Annotated in this window: 20 protein-coding genes; 17 read left to right on the top strand and 3 right to left on the bottom strand. The window is 42.0% G+C overall.

Going from position 1 to position 25,562, the window contains the following annotated elements:
* Positions 1-237 precede the first annotated feature (237 nt).
* The 3 genes from B3B27_RS03640 to B3B27_RS03630 form a co-directional block, all read right to left on the bottom strand.
* Complete coding sequence (locus B3B27_RS03640; protein ID WP_286846857.1) at positions 238-1,452, bottom strand: LL-diaminopimelate aminotransferase; 1,215 nt, start codon at positions 1,450-1,452, stop codon at positions 238-240.
* Between the two features lie 3 nt (positions 1,453-1,455).
* A complete protein-coding gene (gene dapF, locus B3B27_RS03635; RefSeq protein ID WP_286846855.1) occupies positions 1,456-2,301 on the bottom strand; it encodes a diaminopimelate epimerase in 846 nt (281 codons plus the stop codon).
* A 272-nt stretch (positions 2,302-2,573) separates the two neighbouring features.
* Positions 2,574-3,728 carry a xylose operon transcription regulator XylR gene (locus tag B3B27_RS03630; protein ID WP_286846854.1) on the bottom strand — a complete coding sequence of 385 codons (1,155 nt, stop codon included), beginning with the start codon at positions 3,726-3,728 and terminating at the stop codon, positions 2,574-2,576.
* A 1,574-nt stretch (positions 3,729-5,302) separates the two neighbouring features.
* Between B3B27_RS03630 and B3B27_RS03625 the strand changes: the two genes are divergently transcribed.
* The 17 genes from B3B27_RS03625 to B3B27_RS03545 all read left to right on the top strand — a co-directional run.
* Positions 5,303-6,397: a Tat pathway signal protein gene (locus B3B27_RS03625; protein WP_286846852.1), complete on the top strand. Its 1,095-nt coding sequence runs from the start codon at positions 5,303-5,305 to the stop codon at positions 6,395-6,397.
* Positions 6,398-6,515: 118 nt separating this feature from the next.
* On the top strand, positions 6,516-7,340 hold the full coding sequence (locus B3B27_RS03620; RefSeq protein ID WP_286846851.1) for a sugar phosphate isomerase/epimerase family protein: 825 nt from the start codon (positions 6,516-6,518) through the stop codon (positions 7,338-7,340).
* A gap of 64 nt (positions 7,341-7,404) precedes the next feature.
* Positions 7,405-8,868, top strand: a complete 1,464-nt coding sequence (locus B3B27_RS03615; protein WP_286846850.1) for a Gfo/Idh/MocA family oxidoreductase — start codon at positions 7,405-7,407, stop codon at positions 8,866-8,868.
* Positions 8,869-8,898: 30 nt separating this feature from the next.
* Entirely contained in the window at positions 8,899-10,170 is a 1,272-nt protein-coding gene (locus B3B27_RS03610; protein ID WP_286846848.1) for a hypothetical protein, read from the top strand.
* Between the two features lie 154 nt (positions 10,171-10,324).
* On the top strand, positions 10,325-11,587 hold the full coding sequence (locus tag B3B27_RS03605; RefSeq protein ID WP_286846847.1) for a Gfo/Idh/MocA family protein: 1,263 nt from the start codon (positions 10,325-10,327) through the stop codon (positions 11,585-11,587).
* A 99-nt stretch (positions 11,588-11,686) separates the two neighbouring features.
* The gene (locus tag B3B27_RS03600; protein WP_286846846.1) at positions 11,687-13,168 is read left to right on the top strand and encodes a hypothetical protein; all 1,482 of its coding nucleotides are present in this window, start codon (positions 11,687-11,689) and stop codon (positions 13,166-13,168) included.
* A gap of 10 nt (positions 13,169-13,178) precedes the next feature.
* On the top strand, positions 13,179-13,754 hold the full coding sequence (locus B3B27_RS03595) for a GNAT family N-acetyltransferase (RefSeq protein ID WP_286846844.1): 576 nt from the start codon (positions 13,179-13,181) through the stop codon (positions 13,752-13,754).
* Positions 13,755-13,766: 12 nt separating this feature from the next.
* Positions 13,767-15,023 carry an MFS transporter gene (locus B3B27_RS03590; RefSeq protein ID WP_286846842.1) on the top strand — a complete coding sequence of 419 codons (1,257 nt, stop codon included), beginning with the start codon at positions 13,767-13,769 and terminating at the stop codon, positions 15,021-15,023.
* Between the two features lie 16 nt (positions 15,024-15,039).
* Positions 15,040-15,570 (top strand): hypothetical protein, encoded by a 531-nt coding sequence (locus B3B27_RS03585; protein WP_286846858.1) that lies wholly within the window; start codon positions 15,040-15,042, stop codon positions 15,568-15,570.
* A gap of 151 nt (positions 15,571-15,721) precedes the next feature.
* Positions 15,722-17,236, top strand: a complete 1,515-nt coding sequence (locus B3B27_RS03580; protein ID WP_286846840.1) for a neutral/alkaline non-lysosomal ceramidase N-terminal domain-containing protein — start codon at positions 15,722-15,724, stop codon at positions 17,234-17,236.
* A gap of 15 nt (positions 17,237-17,251) precedes the next feature.
* Positions 17,252-18,670 carry a hypothetical protein gene (locus tag B3B27_RS03575; RefSeq protein WP_286846839.1) on the top strand — a complete coding sequence of 473 codons (1,419 nt, stop codon included), beginning with the start codon at positions 17,252-17,254 and terminating at the stop codon, positions 18,668-18,670.
* 7 nt (positions 18,671-18,677) lie between these two features.
* Positions 18,678-20,156, top strand: a complete 1,479-nt coding sequence (locus B3B27_RS03570; protein WP_286846838.1) for a Gfo/Idh/MocA family protein — start codon at positions 18,678-18,680, stop codon at positions 20,154-20,156.
* Positions 20,157-20,347: 191 nt separating this feature from the next.
* Positions 20,348-21,589 carry a sugar MFS transporter gene (locus B3B27_RS03565; protein WP_286846836.1) on the top strand — a complete coding sequence of 414 codons (1,242 nt, stop codon included), beginning with the start codon at positions 20,348-20,350 and terminating at the stop codon, positions 21,587-21,589.
* Positions 21,582-22,742, top strand: a complete 1,161-nt coding sequence (locus B3B27_RS03560) for an N-acetylglucosamine-6-phosphate deacetylase (protein WP_286846835.1) — start codon at positions 21,582-21,584, stop codon at positions 22,740-22,742. Before B3B27_RS03565 ends, B3B27_RS03560 begins: the two co-directional genes overlap by 8 nt.
* 1 nt (position 22,743) lies before the next feature.
* The gene (locus B3B27_RS03555; protein WP_286846834.1) at positions 22,744-23,724 is read left to right on the top strand and encodes a hypothetical protein; all 981 of its coding nucleotides are present in this window, start codon (positions 22,744-22,746) and stop codon (positions 23,722-23,724) included.
* A 10-nt stretch (positions 23,725-23,734) separates the two neighbouring features.
* Positions 23,735-25,048 (top strand): neutral/alkaline non-lysosomal ceramidase N-terminal domain-containing protein, encoded by a 1,314-nt coding sequence (locus B3B27_RS03550; RefSeq protein ID WP_286846833.1) that lies wholly within the window; start codon positions 23,735-23,737, stop codon positions 25,046-25,048.
* A gap of 1 nt (position 25,049) precedes the next feature.
* Positions 25,050-25,562 (top strand): FGGY family carbohydrate kinase (locus tag B3B27_RS03545; protein WP_286846832.1); only part of this gene is annotated, 513 nt, incomplete at its 3' end.

The raw sequence follows: 25,562 nt of genomic DNA, 5'->3' as shown, positions 1-25,562 counted from the left end.
CAATATACGATATCTTTTTGATTGTTTATATACACAAAGATAAACACTTTGATTTTTTTATGCAAGAAAAACAACATATTTCTTTTATTTTATTAAAAATATATCATTTTGGCATAAAGGCGGCCGTTTTTTCACCCCACACCGTTGATTTCAAACCGCATCGTCAACTGCAAAACACGAAAAAAGAGCGTATCCTGATTTCTCGGATACGCTCTCTTCGTAAAAAAAATTCCTTAATCAACTCAGCATTCTCCGGGTCGCCTCAGCAATCCTGTCCTTATCTCCAAACGCCGAGAAACGCACAAATCCTTCCCCCGAAGCACCAAACCCAACTCCTGGAGTGCAAACGATGTTCTTTTTTTTCAGCAGGAAATCAAAATAATCCCAACTGCTCATCCCATCCGGTGTTTTTGCCCAAACGTACGGGGCATTCACGCCGCCAACAACACTCAAGCCAATGGACTGAAGCGCTTCACGAATTACCCGGGCGTTCTCCATATAGTATCGGACAAGCTCATCAACCTGCCTTCTGCCTTCCGGGCTGTAAGTAGCTTCTGCAGCCCGCTGTACAACATAGGAAACCCCGTTGAATTTTGTCGTCTGCCTCCGGTGCCAAAGCTTGTTGAGGCTGACACGCTCCCCGCTTTCCGAGGATGCCTTTACCGATTTTGGGATAACCGTATAGCCGCACCTTGTACCGGTAAATCCGGCCGTTTTGGAGTAGCTCCTGAACTCAATGGCCACCTCTTTTGCTCCCGCTATTTCATAGATGCTGTGCGGCACGTCTTCTTCTGTGATAAACGCTTCATAAGCCGCATCGAAAAGAATAATTGCCCTGTTTTCCTGCGCATAACCCACCCAGGAAGCCAGCTGGTCTTTTGTCAGCGTCGTGCCTGTAGGATTGTTGGGGTAACACAGATAGACGATATCCACTTTTTCTTCCGGCAGATCGGGGATGAATTGGTTCGACTCGTTGCATGTCAAGTAAACCAGGTCCGTCCAACACCCATTTACAAACTCTCCTGCTCGCCCCCCCATGGCATTGGTATCCACATAAACCGGATAACTCGGATCGGTGATGGCCACCTTATTGCTCCCACTGAATATATCGCCGATATTCCCCGTATCGCTTTTAGCCCCGTCGCTCACAAAGACCTCATCTGCCTCTATGCCTAACGACGCAAAATCATTTTCCACAATCGCCTTTCGGAGAAAGTCATAACCTTGCTCGGGACCATACCCCCGGAACGTTTCAACTTTTCGCTGCTCATCAGCAGCCTTCATCATCGCATCCACGCAAACATCCGGCAGGGGCAGCGTCACATCCCCGATACCCATCCGCATGATGTCCGCACCCGGGTTTTCCGACGCATATTGAGACACACGTCTGGCAACTTCCGAAAAAAGATAGGCTGCCGGAATCTTAATAAAGTTCTCGTTAATATAGGGCATGGGTCACTCATCTAATTTTATTTCTCCCTCAAACACGGTCACAGCGTCACCCGTAAGGTAAACACGATTGTCTTCTTCATTCCACTCAATCTCCAGATCGCCGCCCCGCAATTGTACAGTTGCTTTCCTCCCTGCCAGGCCGTTAAGAACAGCAGCAACCACTGCTGCGCAAGCTCCGGTACCGCAAGCCAGCGTCTCACCGGCACCGCGCTCCCAAACACGCATTTTCAACCAACGATCCGAAACCACCTCGACAAATTCGGTATTGGTACGATTGGGGAAATAGGGTGCATGTTCGATTACCGGCCCGATTTCGGACAGATCAAGCTCATCGATCTTATCCATAAAGAGCACAGCATGCGGATTACCCATGGAGAGACAGGTAACCTCGTAAGTTGCATCGTCGCTTACCGGCAAGGGACTTTTAACTACAGGCGATTGACTGAAAGCAGTAGGGATGGACGAAGCATCCAGAACAGGCGCGCCCATATCCACAGTTACTTTTTCGACCCGTTTTTCTTCGTTCAACCAAAGCTTCAACACCTTAACACCGGCAAGCGTTTCCAGCGTGATTCCAGTCTTATTGGTCATGCCCTTTTCGTAAACATACTTACCTACGCACCGGGATGCATTGCCGCACATCTCCGACTCCGATCCGTCGGAGTTAAACATACGCATTTTAAAATCACAATCCTCGGAAGGCAGTATCACAACCAACCCATCGGAACCAACACCCTTGTGCCTGTCACTTAACTTCAAGGACAGTTCCGATGGATTTTTTATATTTTCCACAAAACCGTTTATATAGATATAATCGTTACCGGTCCCGTGCATTTTTGTAAATTTCATAATGATTAATTTTATGCACTTATAATTTCATTTTCTCTTATTTGAAATGCAAAATTAATCATAAAGATGAAATTATGCAATTTTACAATCTTTTTTCTTTTCAATAACATCAAATCCATGCCTATTGTCACCGACCAGTTAAACGCTAAGATAAAATGTTATCAGATTCATATAGGCATCATGTGATTTGGAAAAATTTTTATGCAAATCGCACGCCCACCGGGATCCAGCCCCATCAAAAGATGTTGACAAAATAGTTGCTTCAGGAATGATTATTTTTGCAAATACTTTTTCCGGAAACTAACAGGCGTATATCCCGTATACTTTTTAAAGATCCGGTAAACATTTCTGACATCATTAAATCCCGTCTCAATGGCGATATCCAACAGGTCCTTATCCGTCGTCAACAGCTCAGTGGAAATCAAGTCCACCTTTTTATCCAGAATAAACTGATGAACCGAAGTTCCGGTAGCTTCCCTGAATTTCTTCTCAAGATTTCTACGCGAAAGCGGAACTATAGCTGTCAACTCATCAATGGAGATATTAAGCCTGATGTTTTCGTGAATATAATCCAGGACCGTTTTTACATAGCTATCAGAAATGTTGTATTTCTCTGTGGATTGCCTCAATTCAATGCGAACCGGATCGATGTTGATATTGAAAGGGATGTTGTTTTTGTTCAGGATCAAATTCTGCAGCATTTTTCCGGTTTGATACCCTCCATTTTCATCATCCGTAACAATGGACGAAATGGAAGGATGCGATAAGTTGCATATCAGCTCGTCATTATCCACACCCAGCAACGACAATTCGTCCGGAATATTGATGTTGTTCACCTTGCACATTTCCGATACCTGCAAAGCAAAATTGTCATCGCACGCAAACAGGGCCACCGGCTTGGGCAAACCTTGCAGCCAGTTATCCAATTCAACATGCTCCCGGCTCCACTGCATGCTGTCCAACAGTTCAGACTCAAAATAATAATAATTCCCCCTTATCCTTTCTACTTCACGACGATAACCTTCTGCTCTGGCTTTCGACCAGAAGAAATTTTTATTTCCGTAAAAAGCAAAGTTTTTAAAATGTCTTTTCGCAAAAAATTGAGCAGCCATCACACCCGCACCAATATAATCGCCGGATATTTTTGAAAATCGCCCACTTATATTTCGGTAACTCTGTAAAAAAACCGGTATATCCAGCTGGTCGAGAAAATCCACCCCCTCGTATTCCCATTGCGCAATTACGGCCTCTATTTTCCATTCTTTAATCCGCTCCACGATACCGGATTCTCCGTACAATGCCTTATAATAGGACGGCAGGCGATAAAATGTCCAGGGGCCATTCTCATTGGCATACTGGATTAAACCGGTCAGAAAACGCCGACTAAACTCGGTGGTAGAATCTATAAGTACCAAAACTTTTATCATCACTGCTTAATTTTATGTTATCAAAAAGAAATCATAATGCAACTCATGTTAAAAAAATATTTAACTATCAAACAAAAAAACGCCCTCATTGTTCCTCATTTAACAATTAAATTAAGAATATTTGCGCAATATATCAGTAATTTTTCATAATAAGACATTTATACGTTCAGAAAAGTGATTTAATTTGTTTTTAATAAATTAGACTGGTATTTAAAGAGCGATATCAAAAGAGTACATATTACTTTGTTAGAGTGCATGCTTAATATTACCTAAAATTATTAGAATAAATATTAATATCCTATTTTTAACCAATTTTTTGATTATATTGGTTGCTCTAAAAACCCAAGCCCAATTTTCTGAACATAAAAAATTTCTCGTACCCGCAATAACAAAAACAATTACATCGACAATCAAACGGTCAAAACCAGATCCATATAGGCTCTTAATTTTTATTGGGGTATTCTATACTGAAAATAAATGTCTACAACATAACAATCATTTTAATCAACAGCATACAATCTGTTGATTCTCGTGAAAGTTGACCTAATTTTTAAATGACAATGATAAAAAGGAGAGAATTTATTAAGTTATCGGCTACTTCAGGCATAGCAGCCAGTATGCCTTCTGTCGTTTTCTCCCCAAAGAAAACAAAGTGAGGTAAAAGCCTCAGAGGCAAAGAGAATGATTTGGGCAAATCTGTCTGCATTTAGGTTCAAACATGTGGGAAGACCATCCCTATATTACATGGCCAAATGTATCCGAAGGTATCTACAGAGATGATTTTAATTGTCAAACCTGTCGAGATGCTATTGCATGGGGCTTACGCGCATACAGGCCTTTTTTGGTGTTNNCATGGTCCGTCGACAAATTAAGACTGGAACTTGCAAAAATTCGCAACCTTGGCATGGAGCCCATCCCAAAGCTGAACTTTGCAACCTCCCACGACGCCTGGCTGGGAGAATACTCCAAGATGGTTTCTACAAGCAAGTATTATTCGGTCTGTCAAGACCTGATCCGGGAGGTAATCGAAATATTTGACAATCCCCGCTTTTTTCATCTGGGGATGGACGAGGAGACTGCTCAACATCAACGGACATACAACTATGCCATTATGCGTCAAAACGACTTGTGGTGGGATGATCTGCATTTTTATGTTAAGGAAACCGAAAAAAAAGGGGTCCGTTCCTGGATCTGGTCCGACTACGGATGGCGACATCCCGAACTTTTCTTCAAGAAAATGCCCAAATCGGTATTGCAAAGCAACTGGTATTACGGCTCCGGATTTGATTTAGCTCAATTAAAAGAACCGACTAAAAATTACGTCAAATTTTACAACGATTTGGAAAATTATGGTTACGACCAGGTACCGACCGGTAGCAACTGGAGCCATGAGACCAATATGGAGGACACAGTAGATTATTGTAAAAAAAATATTGACCCCGCCCGGTTACTTGGATTTATGACAGCACCCTGGTTACCAACATTATCCACCTGTCTTGACAAACACCTGGAAGCGATCAATCAAATAAACAGGGCAATTAAAAACAATTATTGAAAACCAAAAACTGCAAGCCATGACCAACAGAAGAAGCTTTATCAGACAAATGACCCTGGCCGGAATTGCGAGTGCAATACCGTCCCTAACTCACTCAAAACCTGATTTTAATCAAACAAGCTCTTTGAAAAAAAGTAGTGATCAAAAACTAATCTGGGCCAACCTTCTGCATCTCAGTTACAACATGTGGGAAGACAATGTGCCGCTAAAGTATCGGGACGAAAACTATCAATGCTTAACTTGTCAGGAAGCCAGAGAGTGGGCTCATCCTTATCGGCCGTTTTTAACGTTCGACGATTTAACATGGAATACTCTCCTTCAAGAAATGGCCGACGTCGGGATGAATATGGTAGTGATAGATCTGGGAGACGCGGTCCAATACGAAAGTCATCCTGAAATAGCAGTAAGAAATGCATGGACAAAAGAAAAGTTAGGTTCAGAACTTGTTAAAATGAGGAAGCTAGGATTAGAACCGATCCCTAAATTGAATTTTGCTACGACTCATGACATCTGGATGGGTGAATATTCACGAATGGTTTCTACGACGAAATACTATTCCGTATGCCGGGATCTTATCAGTGAAGTGATCGAATTGTTCGGTACTCCCCGTTTCTTTCATATAGGAATGGATGAAGAAACGGCAGGTCATCAGAGTCGCCAAGACTACGCCGTGATACGTCAAAACGATTTATGGTGGGGGGATCTATATTTCTACACGGATGAAATTGAGAAGAAAGGAGTACGCGCGTGGGTGTGGTCGGATTATGCTTGGAACAAGCCGGATCTTTTCTTTAGAAAAATGCCTAAATCCGTTTTACAAAGTAACTGGTACTATGGGACCGAATTTGATTTGAATAAATTAAAGGATCCGGCCAAAACTTATGTGAAACTTTATAATGATTTGGAAGAACATGGCTATGATCAAATACCGACAGGCAGTAATCACTCCAACGATATAAATATGGAAGCGACCGTGGATTATGGGAAAAAAGTGATTGATCAATCAAGACTTTACGGTTTTATGACTGCCCCCTGGAGGCCTACGCTCGCACCGTGTCTGGATAGGCATAAAGAAGCAATCGCTCAAATGGGAAGGGCAATAAAAAATTATTAACAAATGCGAAACTTGAATTGATAATATTAAGGTACATAACATGAAAAAACAAAAACTCGACTCTATTTCCCGTCGCCAATTTATTGGTAGCATCATGCTAGTTTCAACAACAAGTACATTGTCAGGTCTATTATTAAGTGCATGTAATACGTTTTCCAAGACTTCTCCATGGTTAATAGGATGCTATACACGAGCATGGGGAAGTCGTAACTACTTAATAGCGTTGGATGGAATGGTTGAAGCGGGGTACAAATACGTAGGCCTAAGTACTCACGACAAAGGAAGGGTGATCGATAGGGATACAGCTCCCGATATCGCATTTCAGGTGGGTGAAGAAATCAAGAAAAGGGGACTAAAGCTTGTTGCTCTATCAGGCGGGACATTTGATTCCAATGCACCGGTCTCTCAAGGTATTGAGCAACTAAAACGTCTGATAGACAACGCGGAAAGATGTGGATCACCATTGATTCAATTAAACGATATTGCTGATCAGTCATTGGAACCCGATTTTTATAAAGTAATTTCAGAATGTTGCGATTATGGTTTGGAAAAAAAAGTATTAATCACCGTTAAACCACATGGTTCCACAGGTGCTGAATGCAGGGAACATGTTGATCGCATAAACCATAAAAATTTCAAATTATGGTATGATCCTGGAAACGTTGCATACTATACGGAAGGCAAAGTTGATCCGGTTCAGGATGCCGAAGCGTTGGACGGAGTGGTGGTAGGTATGGCCGTGAAGGATTTTAAACAGCCCAAGAACGTTAACATTACTCCCGGAACAGGGATAGTTGACTTTGAAAAATTAATTGCTCGTCTGAAAAAGGGTGGTTTCAGCAAAGGCCCTCTTATTGTTGAACAGTTGGCACCGGGAGAACTTCCTTTCGTTAATGCAGAGGCACGAAAAGTAAGAGAATACCTTGAAGGAATAACATCATGAAGAATTAAATCCGGAAAGTAAAGCATCTTGAGCATAAAATTATCCCATAAAAACAATCTTTTAAATGAAAACAAGTCGCAGAGATTTTATTAAAACAGCCGGTATGGCCGGAGGTATGTTAGCCACAGGCGGATTGAGTGCCTGCAGTGGTAGTGGAGATTCATCATCTTCGAAAAATGTTCCGGCTATTTGGGACATATCTGAAAATAAAGGGAAACAAGTATTTAATATGTCCGGTTACGCCGCCCCCAAAATAGATGTAATAAAAATAGGCTATATTGGAATAGGCGGACGCGGAATGGCTGCTGTGAAAAGAATGGCACTGCTGGAAGGAGTTGAAATTGTGGCCCTTTCAGATCTTAAAATTGAAAAAATAGATGAGGCTAAAGCTTACCTGAAGAAATTGGGCATGCCGGAACCAAAAGGGTATGCAGACGGCAGCCAGGAGTTATGGAAAGAGATGTGTGACAAGGAAGAACTGGATCTGATTTATATAGCCACTCCAAGGGATCTCCATCCCTCAATGTGTGTATACGGTATGGAGAGCGGAGCGCACGTAGCCACAGAAATACCCGCTGCCCGTACCTTGGATGAATGCTGGTCATTGGTTGAAACTTCTGAAAAAACCAAAAAACATTGCAGTATGATCGAAAACTGTGTGTATGATTTTTGGGAATTGTTGATACTGAATATGGCCCGTCAGGGATTTTTCGGAGAAATAGTGCATGTCGATGCAGGATATGTATCCAACCAGATAAACACAAATCTAAACAAGGAGCTGGAGTGGCGCACCAGGGAATTTATTAACAGAGATGGGAATATTTATCCTACTCATGGTCTTGGGCCTGCCTGTCAGATACTTGACATTAACCGGGGCGACAGAATGGATTTTATGGTATCGGTGTCTTCTGCCGATTTTACCATGGGTAAAGAGATTGAAAAAAGAGCGGCTACGGATGATTACTATAAACAGTTTATTGGTCAGTGGAAGTTGGGAAATATGAACACTTCTACCATTAAGACAGTAAATGGGAAAACCATTAAGTTGCAGTATAATGTTAGTAATCCACGTCCCGGAACCAGAATTCACTGGGTGATTGGTACTGAAGGAACAGCCAAGAAACAACCCACTCCAAGCAGAATCTCTTACGGAGGTAAGGGCTGGGTTAGCGATGAAGAGCTTAAGGAGCTGGAAGAAAAATTTACACCACCAATAGTAAAAATTGCAGGTGATATGGCTAAAAAAGTAGGTGGACACGGAGGGATGGACTTCCTGATGCAATGGAGGCTTGTAGATTGCCTGCGTAACGGGCTGCCGTTAGACATGGATTGCTACGATGCTGCTGCATGGAGCTCTATTGTTCCCCTCAGCGAGTGGTGCGTTGCAAATAACTCCGTTCCGGTTAGGATACCAGACTTTACAAGAGGTGCGTACAAAACAAATGAACCGCTTGACATCGCCATGGCAAAAGGAGGAGGGTCAACTAAAATAAAAACAACGATTAAATTCAATGATGATTATTTTTAAATTCTACCCGGCTAAAACCACCTTTTGGTTATGAATCACATAGACAGACGACACTTTATTGGAACTGCTGCAAGTGTTGTGGCAGGGAGCTTAATTTTACCGTTGGGCGATGCTTTTGGTGCTCTACGCTTAGTTAGGCCGGATGAGTATTCTGAAACTCCGCATTTTTGGTATCGTAAACCATTGAATAAGCCTTATGTAGACTCGCAAAATAAAAATCTGGCTTTTGCATTTACCGATTCTGAAATAATGCTATCTGATGATAACAGCCATACTTGGAGCTACAAAAAGGCTTTTGCCGACGCAAAAAATATTACTTTCAGTCATATCTTCAATGATGGAACAGTATTGTTTGCAACACAAGAAAAATTATACCGCTGTACCAAAAAACTAAAATCATGCCGTGAAATTATTGTGAAAGATACCGATGGCAAAGCTTATCTTCCTCACAAATCGAAAAATCCGGATAATCCGGGATGGTATTTCCACACTTTATCGGGAATCAATTCCTGGATAATTAACGGTAAGGAGATGTTGGTATGGGGTAATTATTGCAATGTAAAAGGAGGAGCATCTCCGGTTAATATTTACTATACAAGCGATTGTGGAAGAACGGTTAAGATAGCTTATTCATTCGGGCAAAATCCTTATTTTACAGATAACGGATCTCCGGGCGGAGGAGCAGAAGGAACCCTTTTGGGCAATCCGAATAATCCTGTAATATGCCGACACATTCACTCGGTTGCGTATAATCCGGCCGAAGATGCTTTTTATGCATGCACAGGTGACGGCAATAGGCCGGCAGGATGGGAATGTCATTGGCTTCGGGGGAAATATGATAGGATAAAAGATAAATGGAACTGGAAGATAATTATTACCGAAAGTTTAAACACAAGATATAAAGCGGGCGGCATCAGTTTTGTAGATGGACAAATGTACTGGATAAGCGATGCCAATGGCCCAGAACCCTGGGACAGAGGAATCTTTTGCTGTCATCCGGCCGATATAGGTAATCCCAATGCTCATACTAAGTTATTCGATCCTAAATATGAATCGTCGACCATGATTATTGAGGACGGAGTAATGCTTGCTACGCATATTGCAGTCGCGTCACCGTTTACACTGGGAATTATGATTTCGAACGATCTGGGAAAAACATGGCTTGAATATGACATTAAAGACTTTGGATCTTTCTCCCCTTCACGAATTCATAAAAAGAACTCAGAGGGTTGGTTTAGACTTGATTTAAGAACAGGATGGATTGACCGTGCAGAATATATGTTTCTTAAACCCAAAAAATAAAAATATGAGTTCACTCCAAAAAGTCGGCAGGACATTTAAATTTTACAATGACCTGAAAGCTTATCGATACGACGAAATACCGGCAGGGAGTAATTGGGATTCAGATAAGAACAAAGAACATTAATCCTACGAATCAGCAATAAATTTTATAGTTATGAAAAATATATCCAGAAGAAATTTTATAAAAAAAGGTGTTTTATATACATCGGGACTTAGTGTTATGCCACATCCACTGACAATATTGAAAAAAGGAAAGGCAATAGGAGCCAACGACCGTCTTCGAATAGGAATTATCGGCTGTGGTTCGCGTGGTAACAAGGTATTCATGGATGGCATTTATAAACATACAGATGAAATGAATGTTGAAATTACCGCAATCTGTGATCCGTGGAGCGTTGCCAGAGAACAAGCCAACATAAAAATCAAAAAGTGGTATGGACGCGATGCCAGGCAGGTCACTTCATACCACGATCTTTTGGAATTAGATAATCTGGATGCGGTAATGATTGCCTCGCCTGATCATTTGCATACAACACATCTGGAAGCAGTTGCCCGTGCGGGGAAACATGTATATGTGGAGAAACCGTTGGCCATGGACATGACAAAACTGATTAATGCTGTCGATGCTGTCAAGGAAGCCGGTATTGTTGCACAAGTGGGAACACAACTTCGAAGCTTGCCCGGAGCAGTCGGAGCACGCGAATTATTCCGCAATGGAAAATTAGGCAAACTTTCTCGAATTGAAGAGTGCCGCAACAGTCCAAAACCATATTGGTACGGATATTTGCGGGAGGTTAGGAAAGAGGATGTTGACTGGGAAGAGTTTCTTGCAGACAGGCCTTACAGGCCATTTAATGCTGCATTATATTCAGCCTGGTACGGTTATTACGATTTCTCCCATGGCCCGATTCCTAACCTGGGAGCACACTTTATTGATATGGTACATTATATTACCGGGGCTGGATTTCCGGAATCATGTGTATGCCTTGGAGGAACATTTACATGGCATGACGAATACAAGTTTACCACGCCCGACTGTATACAAGCCACATGGATTTATCCCGAAGGATTTCTGGTAAGCAGTTCAAACAATCTTGGCAATGGAGCAGGGAGCGTACGTAATTTTTATGGTGACAAAGGGGTGCTTAAGATGAGTAGTTGGAATACTCCAACTTTTAGTGACGAAGGTGCACCCAGGAGTGATGGATCAATTAAAGGTGAACGGAAAGTAGAACCAATAGAATGCCCCGATCACTTTCTGAATTGGTTACAGTGTATCCGTAACAATAAAACACCCATCGCTCCAATTGAAGCTGGCTACCAACACGCTGTTGCAGTCCTCATGGCTATGAAATCGTATGAAACCGGAAAGAAAACCTTTTATGACCATGAAACAAGAAAAATTCTTACGACATAATTTAAATTAAAGAGTAAGATAAAATTAAGCGGTTACTTGCAAAATAAGATTACACCATACAAACATGTCTCATCAAATCATTTTTAAATCGTATACAACATGAGATCATTTACATTAAAGCTTTATTTTGTCACGCTGATTGTGAGTGGCTTCTGGGGTATGCCACACGGTAAAGCAATGACGAACGACGTGAAGCATAAAACCAGTGAGCAAAAAGTTTTTAAGGCAGGTGCCGCAACAGCTAATATCACCCCGTTTCTTGGCGGTGCACTGATTGGCAATTGGAATGATCCGTCGTCAACAGAAGTGCATGACGAATTGCATGTTCGTTGTCTAATACTTGACGATGGAACAACTAAATTAGTTTTTGTTGTTGCAGACGTTTTAGGTTTGCATCAGGATCTGACCGATGCAGCCATAAGATTAATTTCAGAAAGAATGGATATCCCGTCTTCCAATATCATCATATCCGCTATTCATACTCATTCGGCTGTAAGCGCAATGGGAAGAGGAGAAAAACGACGCAGTTGGGATTATAATAGCACATTTGATCCTTATCAGGAGTTTGTCATTCACCGAATAGCCGATGTTGTACAACTTGCTGCCAACCACCTGGAACCTGCGCAGATTGGATGGGGATCTGTTGCTGTTCCCGAACATGTTTTTGTTCGTCGTTGGAAAATGAAAAAGCCGGTTATTAATCCTTTTGGAGAATACGATAAGGTTGTGATGAATCCCGGACACAGTAACTCCAACAAACTAGCTCCCGCTGCCGTACCCGATCCCGACGTCTCTTTTATTTCAGTCAAATCAACCGAAGGACGTCACATCGCATTATTTGCAAATTATTCGCTTCACTACGTGGGAGGAACACTTAAGGGACACATCTCGGCAGATTACTTTGCCGTTTTTTGTGACCGTATTCAGGAACTGCTTGATGCTGGAAGACAGGATCCTCCGTTTGTAGGGATTATGTCAAACGGCACATCTGGTGATATCAACAACATCAACTTCGGAGGCTCTCCTGAGAAAAATGTTCCTTATGCAAAAATGAAATATGTGGGTAGAGATGTCGCACAAAAAGTATTCGAAGCTTCCGGATCAATCGCCTATCACGATTGGGTGCCTTTAAAAGCTAAACAGAAAGAGGTTACCCTGAAAGTGCGAAAACCTGATGAAAAAATGGTTGAACGGGCCAAAATCATCCTGGCCAGACCCGATTCGATCAAATCGTTGCATTCGCTTGAAAAGACATACGCGGCAAGAACGTTGAATCAACTAAAGAAACCTGATCAAGTGTCTATTCGTTTGCACGTTTTTGGCATTGGTGATTTAGGTGTAGCGAGTATCCCGTTTGAAGTGTTCGCTGAAACCGGATTGGAAGTAAAAGCAAAAAGTCCGTTTAAACAAACATTTGTTGTTGGGCTGGCAGATGGTTATTGGGGTTATTTACCGACTCCGGCACAACACGAGCTGGGAGGTTATGAAACTTGGCTAAGTACAAATAATGTTGAACTTAAAGCTTCAGAAAAAATTGTATCTGAATTATTAAAACAGTTTTCGTTGATAAAAACCAAGTGATAGAAAGCGTATGGAAATAAACGACAATATATTAATTAACTCGACAGCCGGCGATGAATTCATCATCCGAAGACTTCTGAAAAGTGATCGAAGAGGTTTGCAAGAATTTGGGAATTCATTATCTAAAGAATCGACCGCTTCCTTTTTACCTCATTCCTACGACGACGATACCGTAAACGCTTTTCTTGAACGTTCCGAGACAGGAAAAGATCTCACTCTTGGACTTTTCATTAATGACAAAATGGTTGCGTACTTTTTCTTATGGTATTATACTAATCCCATACCGTTGCTGGGAATCGGAATACTTGACGAGTACCAGGGAAAGGGATTTGGCAAAAAACTGATCCAATTCCTGATCGATGCCGCGCGTCGGACAAACCGGGATGGTATTGAATTAACCACGTTGCCGGATAACCATCGCGCGTACACGTTGTACGAACAGGTAGGTTTTCGTCATTATGCGGATGTGAATAACTTGGCGGGTGACGGACGCGTTGTAACAGAGCGAGCTATGTTCCTGCAATTCAATCCGGCAGCTTCACCATCGGTAGACCTACATAAACCTCCCGTTGACTTTAACCCATAAACGAAAAAATAAATGAATACAAAGCAAAATTATTTTTACCCGCTTTTAATAATGGGGATATTGTTCTTCGTTTTCGGAGTAATGACCTGGGCTAGCGCTATACTTATCCCCTATTTTAAGGTGGGCCTCGAATTGAGTAATGCACAGGCTGCCTTGGTAGCAGTCGCTTCTTTTGTATCTTATTTTATTTTTTCCATACCTTCTTCGAGTTTTCTCAACCTAGTAGGATATAAAAAAGGACTTATAATAGGCTTATTTATCATGTCTATTGGAGCGTTATTATTTATTCCCGCAGCGTTATCACGACAATACAGCATTTTTCTGGCAGCAATTTTTGTAATAAGCATCGGGATGGTTTTGCTTCAAACCGCGGCAAATCCTTATGTAACCATAATTGGTCCACGAGAAAGCACGGCACAACGGATGGGTTTCATGGGTATGGCCAATAGATTAGGCGGGGTTTTAACTCAACTGATCTTCAGCAGTATTCTGTTACGTGACGCAGGGGATATTTCCCATCAACTGACTATTGCCTTGCCAGCGGAAAAGGAGTTAATACTCACGGAGTATTTATCAAAGGTTATAAGTCCCTACATCTTTCTTGCGCTATTTTTCGTGGTAGTGGCTGGTCTGATCTATTTTTCAAACATCCCAAACCTGAAAGATGAAGAAGAAAATAAAATTACTGAGGGAACAGAACGCAAGAGTATACTCAGCTTTCCCTATCTCGTGCTGGGAGTCATTGCACTGTTTTTAGACGGCTCTATTTCTGTCGCGGTGAACAACAGCATACTCTATGGTGACGCCTTAGGGATTCCCTTTACCGTATCCAGGCATTTTAGTACGTACGCACTGACATTCACGTTGATCGGATTCCTTGGAAACACATTGCTTATACCCAAATACCTGACTCAGCAAAAAGCTGTCGTGCTATGCGCTATTACGGGATTTATTTTAACTATGCTCGCCTTTTTTACCAATGGAGTGATATCCGTCTGGTTTTTGTTGGCCCAAGCCTTTTTATCTGCATTCACCTGGGGATCGATATGGGGATTAGCAATAAGAAACCTCGGCAAATACACAAAACTAGGTTCCGCGTTATTGTTGATGACGTTGATCTCGTACGCAATCGCACCCATGATTTTTGGAAAGATCATCGATCTCAACCCGATGTATCCACGTTGGGCTGTTTTGATGTTAATTCCTACATACTTCTACCTGTTTTACTATGGGAAATGGGGGTATAAAATTGAAAATTGGAAAAATTAAACATAGCAATTTTGTCATGCAACTCAACAGAAAAAGTTTCCTTAAAATTTCAGGCGCGGCAAGCGTCGGAAGCATGCTCACCGGCAAATTAACCGGAAGTGAAATGCCCTCGCTACAGCAACCTTCGGCTAAACAGTTAAAATCCATCTACCTGCAAGCCTACAAGAAGCATCCCCAAAGATTCAACATGTGCGGATACGCAGCGCCAAAAATAGACACGGTCAGGGTCATGGCCATCTGTGACGAGTTCTCCGTGGACATGGACGTATACGATGTCGCTTCCTGGAGCGTGATCGGGCCCTTGAGCGAATGGTCGGTCGCAAACAGGTCAACTCCAATTGACATACCCGACTTCACTAACGGGGCATGGGAATTGAACCAACCGTACGACATATCTTTGCAACAAGTTGGTACTACAAATGTTAGGGTATGGATGGGTAGCAATAGTGTACAAAAAAACACATTCGTTATCTTGGGAGCAAATTTGATTTGGAAGAACATGGCTATGACCAAATGCCAACAGGCAGCAATCACTCCAACGATATAAACATGGAGAGAACCGGGGTATACGGGAAAAATTTAATCGATCAATCAAGACTTTACGGTTTTATGACTGCCCCCTGGAGGCCTATGGTCGCACCGTGTCTGTATAGGCATAAAGAAGCAATCGCTCAAATGGGAAGGACAATAAAAATTTGTTGAGAATATTAAAAAAGAGTGTTATGCGTTTAATTCATTATTACTCAAAGGCATTCAAGATAAGAAAAGCCGCATTTATATATGGTCAATTATTTTTAATATTGACAATTGGCGTCATCGGCTGTAAAAAAATTGAGTCCTCTCCCTTTGAATTAGGAGTCGGAGTAGCTGACATCACACCTCCTGTTGGATATTGGAGATACGGTTATCCACCTGTAAAAAGCACCGGAATTAAAGATTCGCTTTATGCCAAAGCTCTGGTATTTAAACAAGGAGATGAACAAGGAGCACTGCTTATATGTAACCTGCTGGGTATTCCCAGGGATCTCAGTCGAATAATTAGGGAACAGGTATCAAAAGAAGCAGGAATACCTTTTCAAAACATCACTGTTTCAGCTACCCATACCCATACAAGTCCAGCCATAACTGAAGAGTTTCAAAAATTTATTGACAACGAAGTAAACGGCATTTTAGTTGATTCAGATGAGACAAGCTACTTCAGGTATCTAATTAATGGGATGACAAAAGCAGTCATGGATGCATCTGAAAATCGAAAAGCGGTAAAAATGATATCCGGAATAGGGCAAGCTCCTGGATTGTCTTTCAATAGACGCTATTTGATGACGGACGGGAAAGTACGTTTTAATCCGGGACGCTTAAATCCAAAAACTGTTTTACCTGCTGGACCCGTTGATCCGGATGTACATTTTGTATTGTTTACATCTGAAGATGGACTCTCCTTCAACGCCTCTCTCACAGTTTTTGCAAGCCATTATGTTCGTGGAGGAACCGAGTTCAGTTCAGATTATCCTTACTATTTGGAAGAAAACTTAAAAGATGCTTTTGGTGAAAATTTTGTTTCAGTGTTTGGGTTGGGCCCTTGTGGAAACATCAATACGGTCAATTTAAAAGATTCAACGATTGAGAACGCAGATCGCAAGGTGGAAAAAATGGGTAATACGCTTGCGGAAGTTGTCAAAAATGCTGACATAAAAAAGAAGATGAGCAGACCCGACTTTAAGGTTTTAAGCAAAGTAATCTATCTTCCTTTGCAGGATTACTCACAGGAAGAATTGCTATGGTCAAAAGAAGGCGGTACTTCTTTGTACCCTGAAAGCTCTTTTTTTGAACAAAGAAGAAAACTTAAGATTTCTGTTTGGGGTGTGCAGCCACCTTTAGAGCAACTTCGTTTAAAGGAAGCTATTCCTCCCTCTTTTTTTGGAGATCCGTGGAGATTGCCGGTAGAGATACATGTATTTAAACTTGACAAGCAAACGGCAATAGTGACTATGCCCGGAGAGCTCTTTACTGAATTTGGCATCGAATTAAAGAAAATGTCTCCTTTTGAAAATACTATGTTGATCGAACTGGCCAATGCTGATATCGCCTACGTCCCAACGATACAGGCTTTTCAGGAAGGAAGTTATGAAGCTATCAATTCTCGGTTAGCTCCCGGATCAGGTGAAAGAATGGTAGAAGAAGCATTAATTATGTTACATCAATTGTCCAAATAAAAAATGATATAATCTATGAGAATTTTTATCCATTTACTTTTACCAGCCTTTTTAATTCTGTTTAGTTGCCAACAACAAAACACTGAAAAGAGAGGGGACGATCTAAAGGTAGGCGTTTCGGTTTTTGATATGACTCCTCCAACCGGATATCTTGTTCATAAGGTCAAGAGTGATGGAGTACTCGATTCGCTTGAAATTAAGACAATGGTATTTAGTCAAAGTGACCGTACAGGAGCCCTGGTTATGGCAGACCTTTTTTATATACCATTAGAACTCTCCGATTTAATTCGCAGGGAAGCAGCGGAACAAACGGGGATTCCTGTTTCCAACATTTGTTTGGCCGCCACACATACACATGCCGACCCAACCTGTTATGGTGAAATGGAAGATTATATCTCAAAAATGGGTTCCAGCCTGATTCCCAATGAAGGCAACTATGCTTATGTTGCACAGTTAATACAAAAAATTGTATATTCAATTGTTGAAGCACAAAAAAATCTCAAACCTGTTCTTTTAAGGTCAGGCTTCGCACAGGTTGATGGATTGGCTTTCAACCGAAGGCATCTCATGAAAGATGGTACCGTAAGGATGAACGGAGGTTTTTTAAATCCAGATATTGTCAGAACGGTTGGACCTGTGGACAACGAGCTGGGAATTATATTGTTTGATGATAAACACGATAAGACTGCTTTCGCGTCGTTCACCACATTTGCCATGCAGTTGGCAACTATTGGAAATACGACAAAATTTAGCAGTGGGTTCCCTCATTTTTTGGAACAAGAATTACAAAAATATTTTGGTAATGACTTTTTATCGGTATTTGGTGAAGGTCCGTGTGCCGATGTAAATCATTGGGATATTACCAAGCCCGGGCCCCAGACTGGTTATGAAGAGGTTACATCTTCCATCGGCAGAAAATTGGCTACTGGATTTTTACAAGAAACACCTAAGCTCGAAAGGATGAATGAGATATTCAAAGTTAGCAGTAAGGTAGTAAATGTCCCTTTGCAAACTTACAGTGATATGGATTTGGAGTGGGTCGTTAGCCATAAGGATTCTATAACTCCAGCCATTGTTCAGGCACGTATCAAAAAAATACTTTCTCTTCAAAAACTCATAAAAAAATATGGAGACACCCTTCCACTCGAAATTCAGGTTTTTATGTTTAATGAAGAAACTGCAATTGTAGCTTTACCTGGTCAGATTTTCGTGGAACTGGGGTTAGCACTTAAAAGAGATTCTCCTTTTAAAAACACTCTTATTCTTACTTTAGCAAATAGTCATGAAGAGTGTATTCCGTTAAGAAAAGCTTTCCCTGAAGGAAGTTATGAGATCGTATATTCATTGATTGATTCGGGCGGCGGTGAAATATTAATTGAGAAGGCTCTTTCTCTGTTGAATGAAGTTAAAACAAATAAAACAAATTCTTATTAAAACAACCATGAAAACAAACAGAAGAACTTTTTTAAAATCAGCAGGGACCCTTACTGCAGGAGCAGTAATCAGCCCAAGCATCATTTCATGTCATAAGTCAAAGAATGAAGATGTAAAATTTGTCAACACCTTAAATGAGGTTAGGAAATCCAGAAAACAGCATTTTAACATGTGTGGATATGCGGCTCCACCCTTGGAAACTGTACGTATTGGTTTCATCGGATTAGGGAACAGGGGCCCTTCATCACTACGGAGACTGTGCTTGATTGATGGCGTTGAAATAAAAGCAATCTGCGATATTCGTCCCGAAAGCTTGGCAAAAGGGCAAAAGGTCATTGCAGATGCAGGTTTACCTCCTGCCAGGGAATATGGTCAGACCGAAGATGATTGGAAAAAAATGTGCGAGAGCGATGATATCGATTTAATATACCAGGTTACACCTTGGCGCTTGCATACGCCTGTTTCTGTTTTTGCAATGGAGCATGATAAACATGCCGCTGTTGAAATGCCGGCCGCTTTAACCATTGAAGATTGCTGGAAATTGGTTGAAACTTCCGAACGGACAAAAAAACATTGCATGATGCTGGAAAACTGTTGCTATGATTTTTTTGAAATGCAGGTATTGAACATGGCAAGACAAGGGGTGTTCGGAGAAATAATTCATGCAGAAGCAGCTTATCTCCATGATCAATTAGACATAGCATTCAAAAAAAACGGCTATCCCGGAATGTGGTTATTAAAGGAAAGCCAAACAAGAAATGGCAACCATTACCCCACACACGGATTAGGACCTGTGTGTCAGGTCATGAATATTAACAGGGGAGACAGAATGACCAAACTGGTGTCCATGCAGTCCAATGATTTCACGTATGGGCCGGAAGCTCATCGATTAGCCCAGCAAGATGATTTTTATAAAGAGTTCGACACTGATTCTTACAGGGGCAACATGAATACATCCATTATAAAAACTGAAAAAGGACGGACAATTATGCTCCAACATGATGTTTCGAGCCCTCGTCCGTATTCAAGGATTTACATGGTGAGTGGAACGAAAGCAGTAGCTCAAAAATGGCCGCTTCCTCCACGTATAAGTCTGGGAAACCATGAATGGCTTTCCGAAACGGAGATGAAAGAATTAGAAGAAAAATATACTCCGCCTATTGTTAAGAAAGTGGGCGATTTAGCCAAAAAAGTAGGCGGACACGGTGGAATGGACTTTATGATGGATTGGCGTCTTATCGATTGTTTAAGAAACGGATTACCCCTGGATCAAAATGTTTACGATGCTGCCTTGTGGAGTTCAATGGTCGCACTTACAGAATGGTCCGTAGCCAACGATTCTGAGCCGATAGAAGTTCCGGATTTTACGTGCGGTGCTTATAAAGCAAATCAACCCATTGACATCAGTATGGGAAAAGGCGGCAACACAGGAGTCAGACTTGAAAGCATAAAAACGGATGAGTCTGTGAAGCAGCAAAACGTATAACAAATGCTCTCCGGATCATCTTCATTAAGCGTTTCCTGGGAAAAAGAGGTTCAGGTACAGCCAATTTAAGGGAAGTTAGTTTCAACTAAAGAAAGTATGCGTTTGTGGTCAGAAATCCAGTAAAATTCTGTTGCGAAAGTAATAACCTGTCAATAAGAATAAACAACCCATTTCAAATTTAAGCGTTGAGTATGCAAAAAAAAAGACAATTTCAAAGGGCTCTTCTATTGGCCGCTTTCCTCTTTTTTATTTTCGGATTTCTAACCTGGGTAAACGGTACGTTGATTGCTTTTTTCAAAAAAACTTTTGACCTTAACCATTTCAACTCTTATTTGGTTACATTTGCCTATTACCTGTCTTACACGCTTATGGCAATACCGTCATCCTGGGTCTTGAAGAAGATCGGGTTCAAAAACGGTATGTCGATAGGCTTACTGATAATGGCAACAGGATGTGGACTCTTTATCCCGGCAGCCAAATTAGCCTCATATCCTATTTTTTTAGTTGGACTGTTTACTACCGGCATCGGGTTAACACTTCTCCAAACGGCTATTAATCCTTACGTTACTTTAATGGGCCCCCATGAAAGCGGTGCCAAACGCATCAGTTTTATGGGGTTCTCCAATAAAATTGGAGGTATCATCGGGCAACTGGTGTTGGGTAGTATCTTGCTGCATGGGGCGACCAACATTGTACAACAGGATGAACTTAATAAAATAATATTTCCCTATTTAATTATTACGGCCTTATTTGTTGTGATGTCCTTTATTCTGAGAAAAAACAATTGGTTTCCTGAAATTGAAGAGGAGAAGGTGGAACACGAAATTCTTTCAACACACAACGACAAAAAAAATGTATTCCAATTTCCAAACCTGGTTTTAGGGGTAATCGCCCTGTTTTGTGCCGGAGCTACAGAAGTAATGGCAATTGACAGCATTATAAATTACGGGATGTCGTTAGGTTTTCCTGAAACCCGGGCTAAACTTTTCGGGTCATATACGCTAATTGCAATGATAATGGGCTATCTGTCGGGAATGATTCTGATCCCGAAATATATAAAACAGGAGAAACTTTTAAAATATGGAGCCATTGCAGGCAGTATTTTGACAGTGCTCGTTATCTACAGTCATTCGTCCGTTTCTGTTTTCATGGTCGCGTTGCTTGGATTTGTGAATGCTCTTTTTTGGCCGGCTATATGGCCGCTCGCTTTGGAAGGCTTGGGGCGCTTTGTGAAAATTGGCTCTGCTCTGCTTATTATGAGCGTAGTTGCAGGTGCTGTTGTACCATTACTTTATGGATTAATTGCAGACACAATTGATAGTACTCAAAGAGCTTATTGGATACTTATACCGTGTTATTTATTTATTGCACATTATGGTTATTTCGGACATAAAATAAAAAGTTGGGATAAGAAAAAGAAACAACATGAGTAAAAAAAGTATTAAGGGAAAGATTATCTTGGATGACAGGATTCTGGAAGGTTATCTCATAACTGAAAATGGGAAAATTATCAAGATCACTCCGGAAAAGCCCCAAGGAGAAATCACAGACGCTGGCAAGGCTTTCATCGTTCCCGGATTCATTGATTTGCATATACACGGCATTCATCGCATGTTGGTGGACAATGGTGTGGAAGAGCTGAAAGAAATCTGCAAAATTCTACCCCAATACGGAGTCACCGGATTTTTGCCCACATTGGCACCCAGGCCTAAAGGAGAGGATGCTGAGTTTCTCTCGGAATTGTCGAGAACAGAGACCGAAGGAACGGAAATATTGGGTTTTCACCTCGAAGGGCCGTTTCTCAAGATCACAGGGGCCTTAGGGGCAGGAGCCATCTCTGGAGCAAATGAAGGAAGAGTAAACGCTTTGCTTCACGCAGCAAAACCGCATAAGGCCATCTTCAGCATTTCTCCGGACGTAGACGGGATCGAAAAACTGATACCGTTGATGGCAGCCAACGGCACCCCTGTCTTTATGACACACACTGCAGCTTCTGTTAAACAGACGCAGCAAGCCATAGCGCTGGGTGTACGGCATGCTACACATTTTTACGACGTTTTCCCCTGCCCCGCCGTTTCCGAACCCGGTGTACGACCTTGTGGAGCTGTCGAGGCTATCCTGGCAGACGAGCGGGTAAGCGTGGATTTCATCCTGGATGGCGTACATGTTGATCCTGTGGCGGTAAAAATGTCTCTGATCAGCAAAAGAAAAGGGCCGGGCAAAGTATGTCTTGTCACAGATGCCAATGTAGGCGCAGGATTAGAGCCCGGACAATTCTCGTTCGGTAATTTGGGAGATATCTGCTTTGCGTACAAAGGCGCTCCGGCACGTTCCGTAAAGGACAACACATTGGCTGGAAGCGGATTGACTATGGACCAAGCGTTAAAAAATGCTGTAAAATGGCTGGGTCTGGATCTGGTGCAGGCTTCGAAACTGGTAAGCCATCACCCCGCCCAGGTACTTGGTCTCGGACATAAGAAAGGATTATTGGAACAAGGATACGATGCCGATTTCGTCGTGTTGAATGATCATCTCGATGTCTCACAAACATGGATAAACGGCAAATGTTTTTTTGAAAGGAAATAATATGAAACAAACTCAGAAATTTGTGCTTGACCCTGGGCATAATACAGGGCATCAGCAATTCGACTTCAACCCGTCCGAATGGGTACCCTTTAGAGATAAAAAAGAAATTGACAGGGTGTCAGCCATCAAAAGAGAGGACATAGAGAAACACGAAAATCCTGATTTTAAAATCAAGGTTTTACCTGATTCGGATGTCGAGTTTTATTGGATAACGGATATGTTCAAAAGAATCAAACATTCTTCTGATACCGGGGAAAAACTCGTGATGATACTCCCCAATCCGGCCCCTCTTTACAGGCATTTAGCCCGGTTAATCAATGCTTGTAATATTGATTGCAGGAATATCTATGCTTTCGCTATGGACGAATACGCCGATGAAAACGGAAATATTGCGCCTGAAGGGTGGGAATTTGGTTTTACTCAAGCCATGATGAAATACTTCTATTATGAACTGGATAAAAAGCTAAGGCCACCCAAAGAGCAGTTTGTAGGATTTACCAACAAGAATGTAAATGATTACAGCAAAATGATTGCAGATCACGGAGGGGCCGACATATGTTACAGCGGACCCGGGTGGACAGGACACCTGGCCTTTATCGAACCTGATGCTCCCGAATTCCGGGGTTCTCTGGAAGAATGGAAACAGATGGGAGCGAGGGTTTGCACGTTAAGTCCCTTCACTCTCGCTCAAAACTCATTGCACGGTATTTTTGGAAAAAGCGGCAATTTGGCTGCAGTGCCTCCAAAGGCAGCTACCATTGGCCCTGTTGATGTAATAAATGCCAAGCACCGCTTCGATACACACGGTATTACGGTACACGGTACAAGCACCGCATGGCAACGATTTACTACGCGTCTCGTACTGCACGGACCAGTAACGCCGCTTGTGCCCGAATCCATCCTTCAGACATTGAGGACCGATGTATACGTATCGGAAACCATTGCACAAAACATAGAAACAGACTGGAACAAAGGATATTAAAAAATCAAACATGACCGAATTAAAAGCCGGCGCAGCAACCGTAAAAATTACCCCGCAAGAATCACATTTCTTGTTCGGGTACCCGTTTGTTGAGAGAATGAGTACCGGCACACACGATGATTTGTTGAGTTCAGCTTTGTATTTAACGGATGGGAAGAATCAGGTTTTGTTTATTTCCAACGACGTCATATACGTGAGTAAAGCGTCTACAGCGCGGATCAGAAAAAGCATCTCGGAGAAGACGGGGATAGGGGCTTCCAACATACTGATTGCAGCAACACATACACATTCAGCTCCGGTTACTGTAGACCTGGTAATCAGTGCGAACGATCCAATCGTCCCAAAGGTTGATAAAAACTACCTGAAATTTATGGAAGACAGCACCGTAAAAGCTGCTTGCCAGGCTGTTGAGCACGCAACGTGGGCTGAAATTGCCGTTGTTGTTGGAGACGCAACCGGTGTGGGAACCAATCGACACAATCCTGAGTGGGCAAAAGACACGGATGTTCCGGCAATGTTTGTCAAAAATAAGAACAATGAGTATATCGGTTGTATGCTGGTATGTAACATGCATCCAACCATACTGCATGAAGATTCAACGTTGTACAGCGGTGATTTTCCGCATTTCATCCGAAAAACTCTTCAGGAAGTAGTTTTAGGAAATGGCCGTCCGGTCATCTATTTTACCGGAACTGCCGGCAACCAAAGCCCGAGGCACGTTACAAAATCCAACACGTTTGAGGAGGCCAGACGAATAGGACAGATCGTCGCAGATTCCATCATCTCCAAGCTTACGGAGACGGTTACTTACTCTTCTTACATGCCTATTTCTGTCGCTCAAAAATTCGTCGATTTGCCCAAACGAACTTTTCCCCCGGTTGAATGGGCCAAGGAACATCGCGACAAAACAAAAAAATGTTTTGAAGAGCTTAAAAAGAATTCAAAAATACCGCAGGAAGTTCGCACGGCAGAAGTGAACTGGTTTGGTTCAGAAGAACTTCTCTATTTATCGAAATTAGCTCGGAACAACGAATTGGAAAAGGCATACCAACACTCTCTTCCTGCAGAGATTCAAATAATTAAAATAGGGGAGTGGAAATTTGCAGCCTGGCCCGGGGAGGTGTTTGTAGAGTACGGTATTGAACTGAAAAAACATGCTGAAGAGGTCGCTTTGATAACCTATGCTAACGGAGAGCTCCAAGGCTATCTCGTTACCCGGGAAGCCCAGGACGGAGGTTATTACGAAGCTGGAAATTCCTTCTTTGATCACAAGGCCGGTGAATTAATGCTGAGCGAAACAATCAAGGAATTAAAATCAATATAAAATGGGATTCTATCTCGGAATAGATTTAGGAACAAGTTACTTCAAAGCGGGCATATTCGATGAGCAAGGAAATCTTGCGGGACTGGGACGTTGTTATGTTAATAAACAAACAGATGACGGAGAAATTTGTGAATTGCCAATCGCCGATTTTTGGGTTACACTGCTTAAAAGCATTAACCAGGCAATTGAGAAAGCTGAAATCAACCCAAACGAGCTAATTGCGGTCTCCTACTCATCTCAAGCCAACAGCTTTGTGCTTTTGGATGAAACGGACAATCCGTTGACTCCATTGATTCTGTGGCCGGACAAAAGAGCCGGTCGAGTCCCCTCCGCATTACAATCGATACTGGAAAAACGAGACTTTCTGAAGAAAACAGGATTAGGAATCTCGCCCGGTTTGCAATCAATGGCGGCTAAAATAGTTTGGTTTCAAGAGAACAAACCGGAAATCTGGGAGAAGCTAAACAGCATTGCATCCGCCTCAGACTACCTGACATTCTCGTTAACCGGACAA

Origin of the sequence: Proteiniphilum sp. UBA5463 (assembly GCF_002427225.1) — a bacterium.
In the GTDB taxonomy this organism is placed as follows: Bacteria; Bacteroidota; Bacteroidia; order Bacteroidales; family Dysgonomonadaceae; genus Proteiniphilum; species Proteiniphilum propionicum.
The sequence above is the reverse complement of the archived record's forward strand: the minus strand, read 5'-3'. Positions and strand labels throughout refer to the sequence as shown.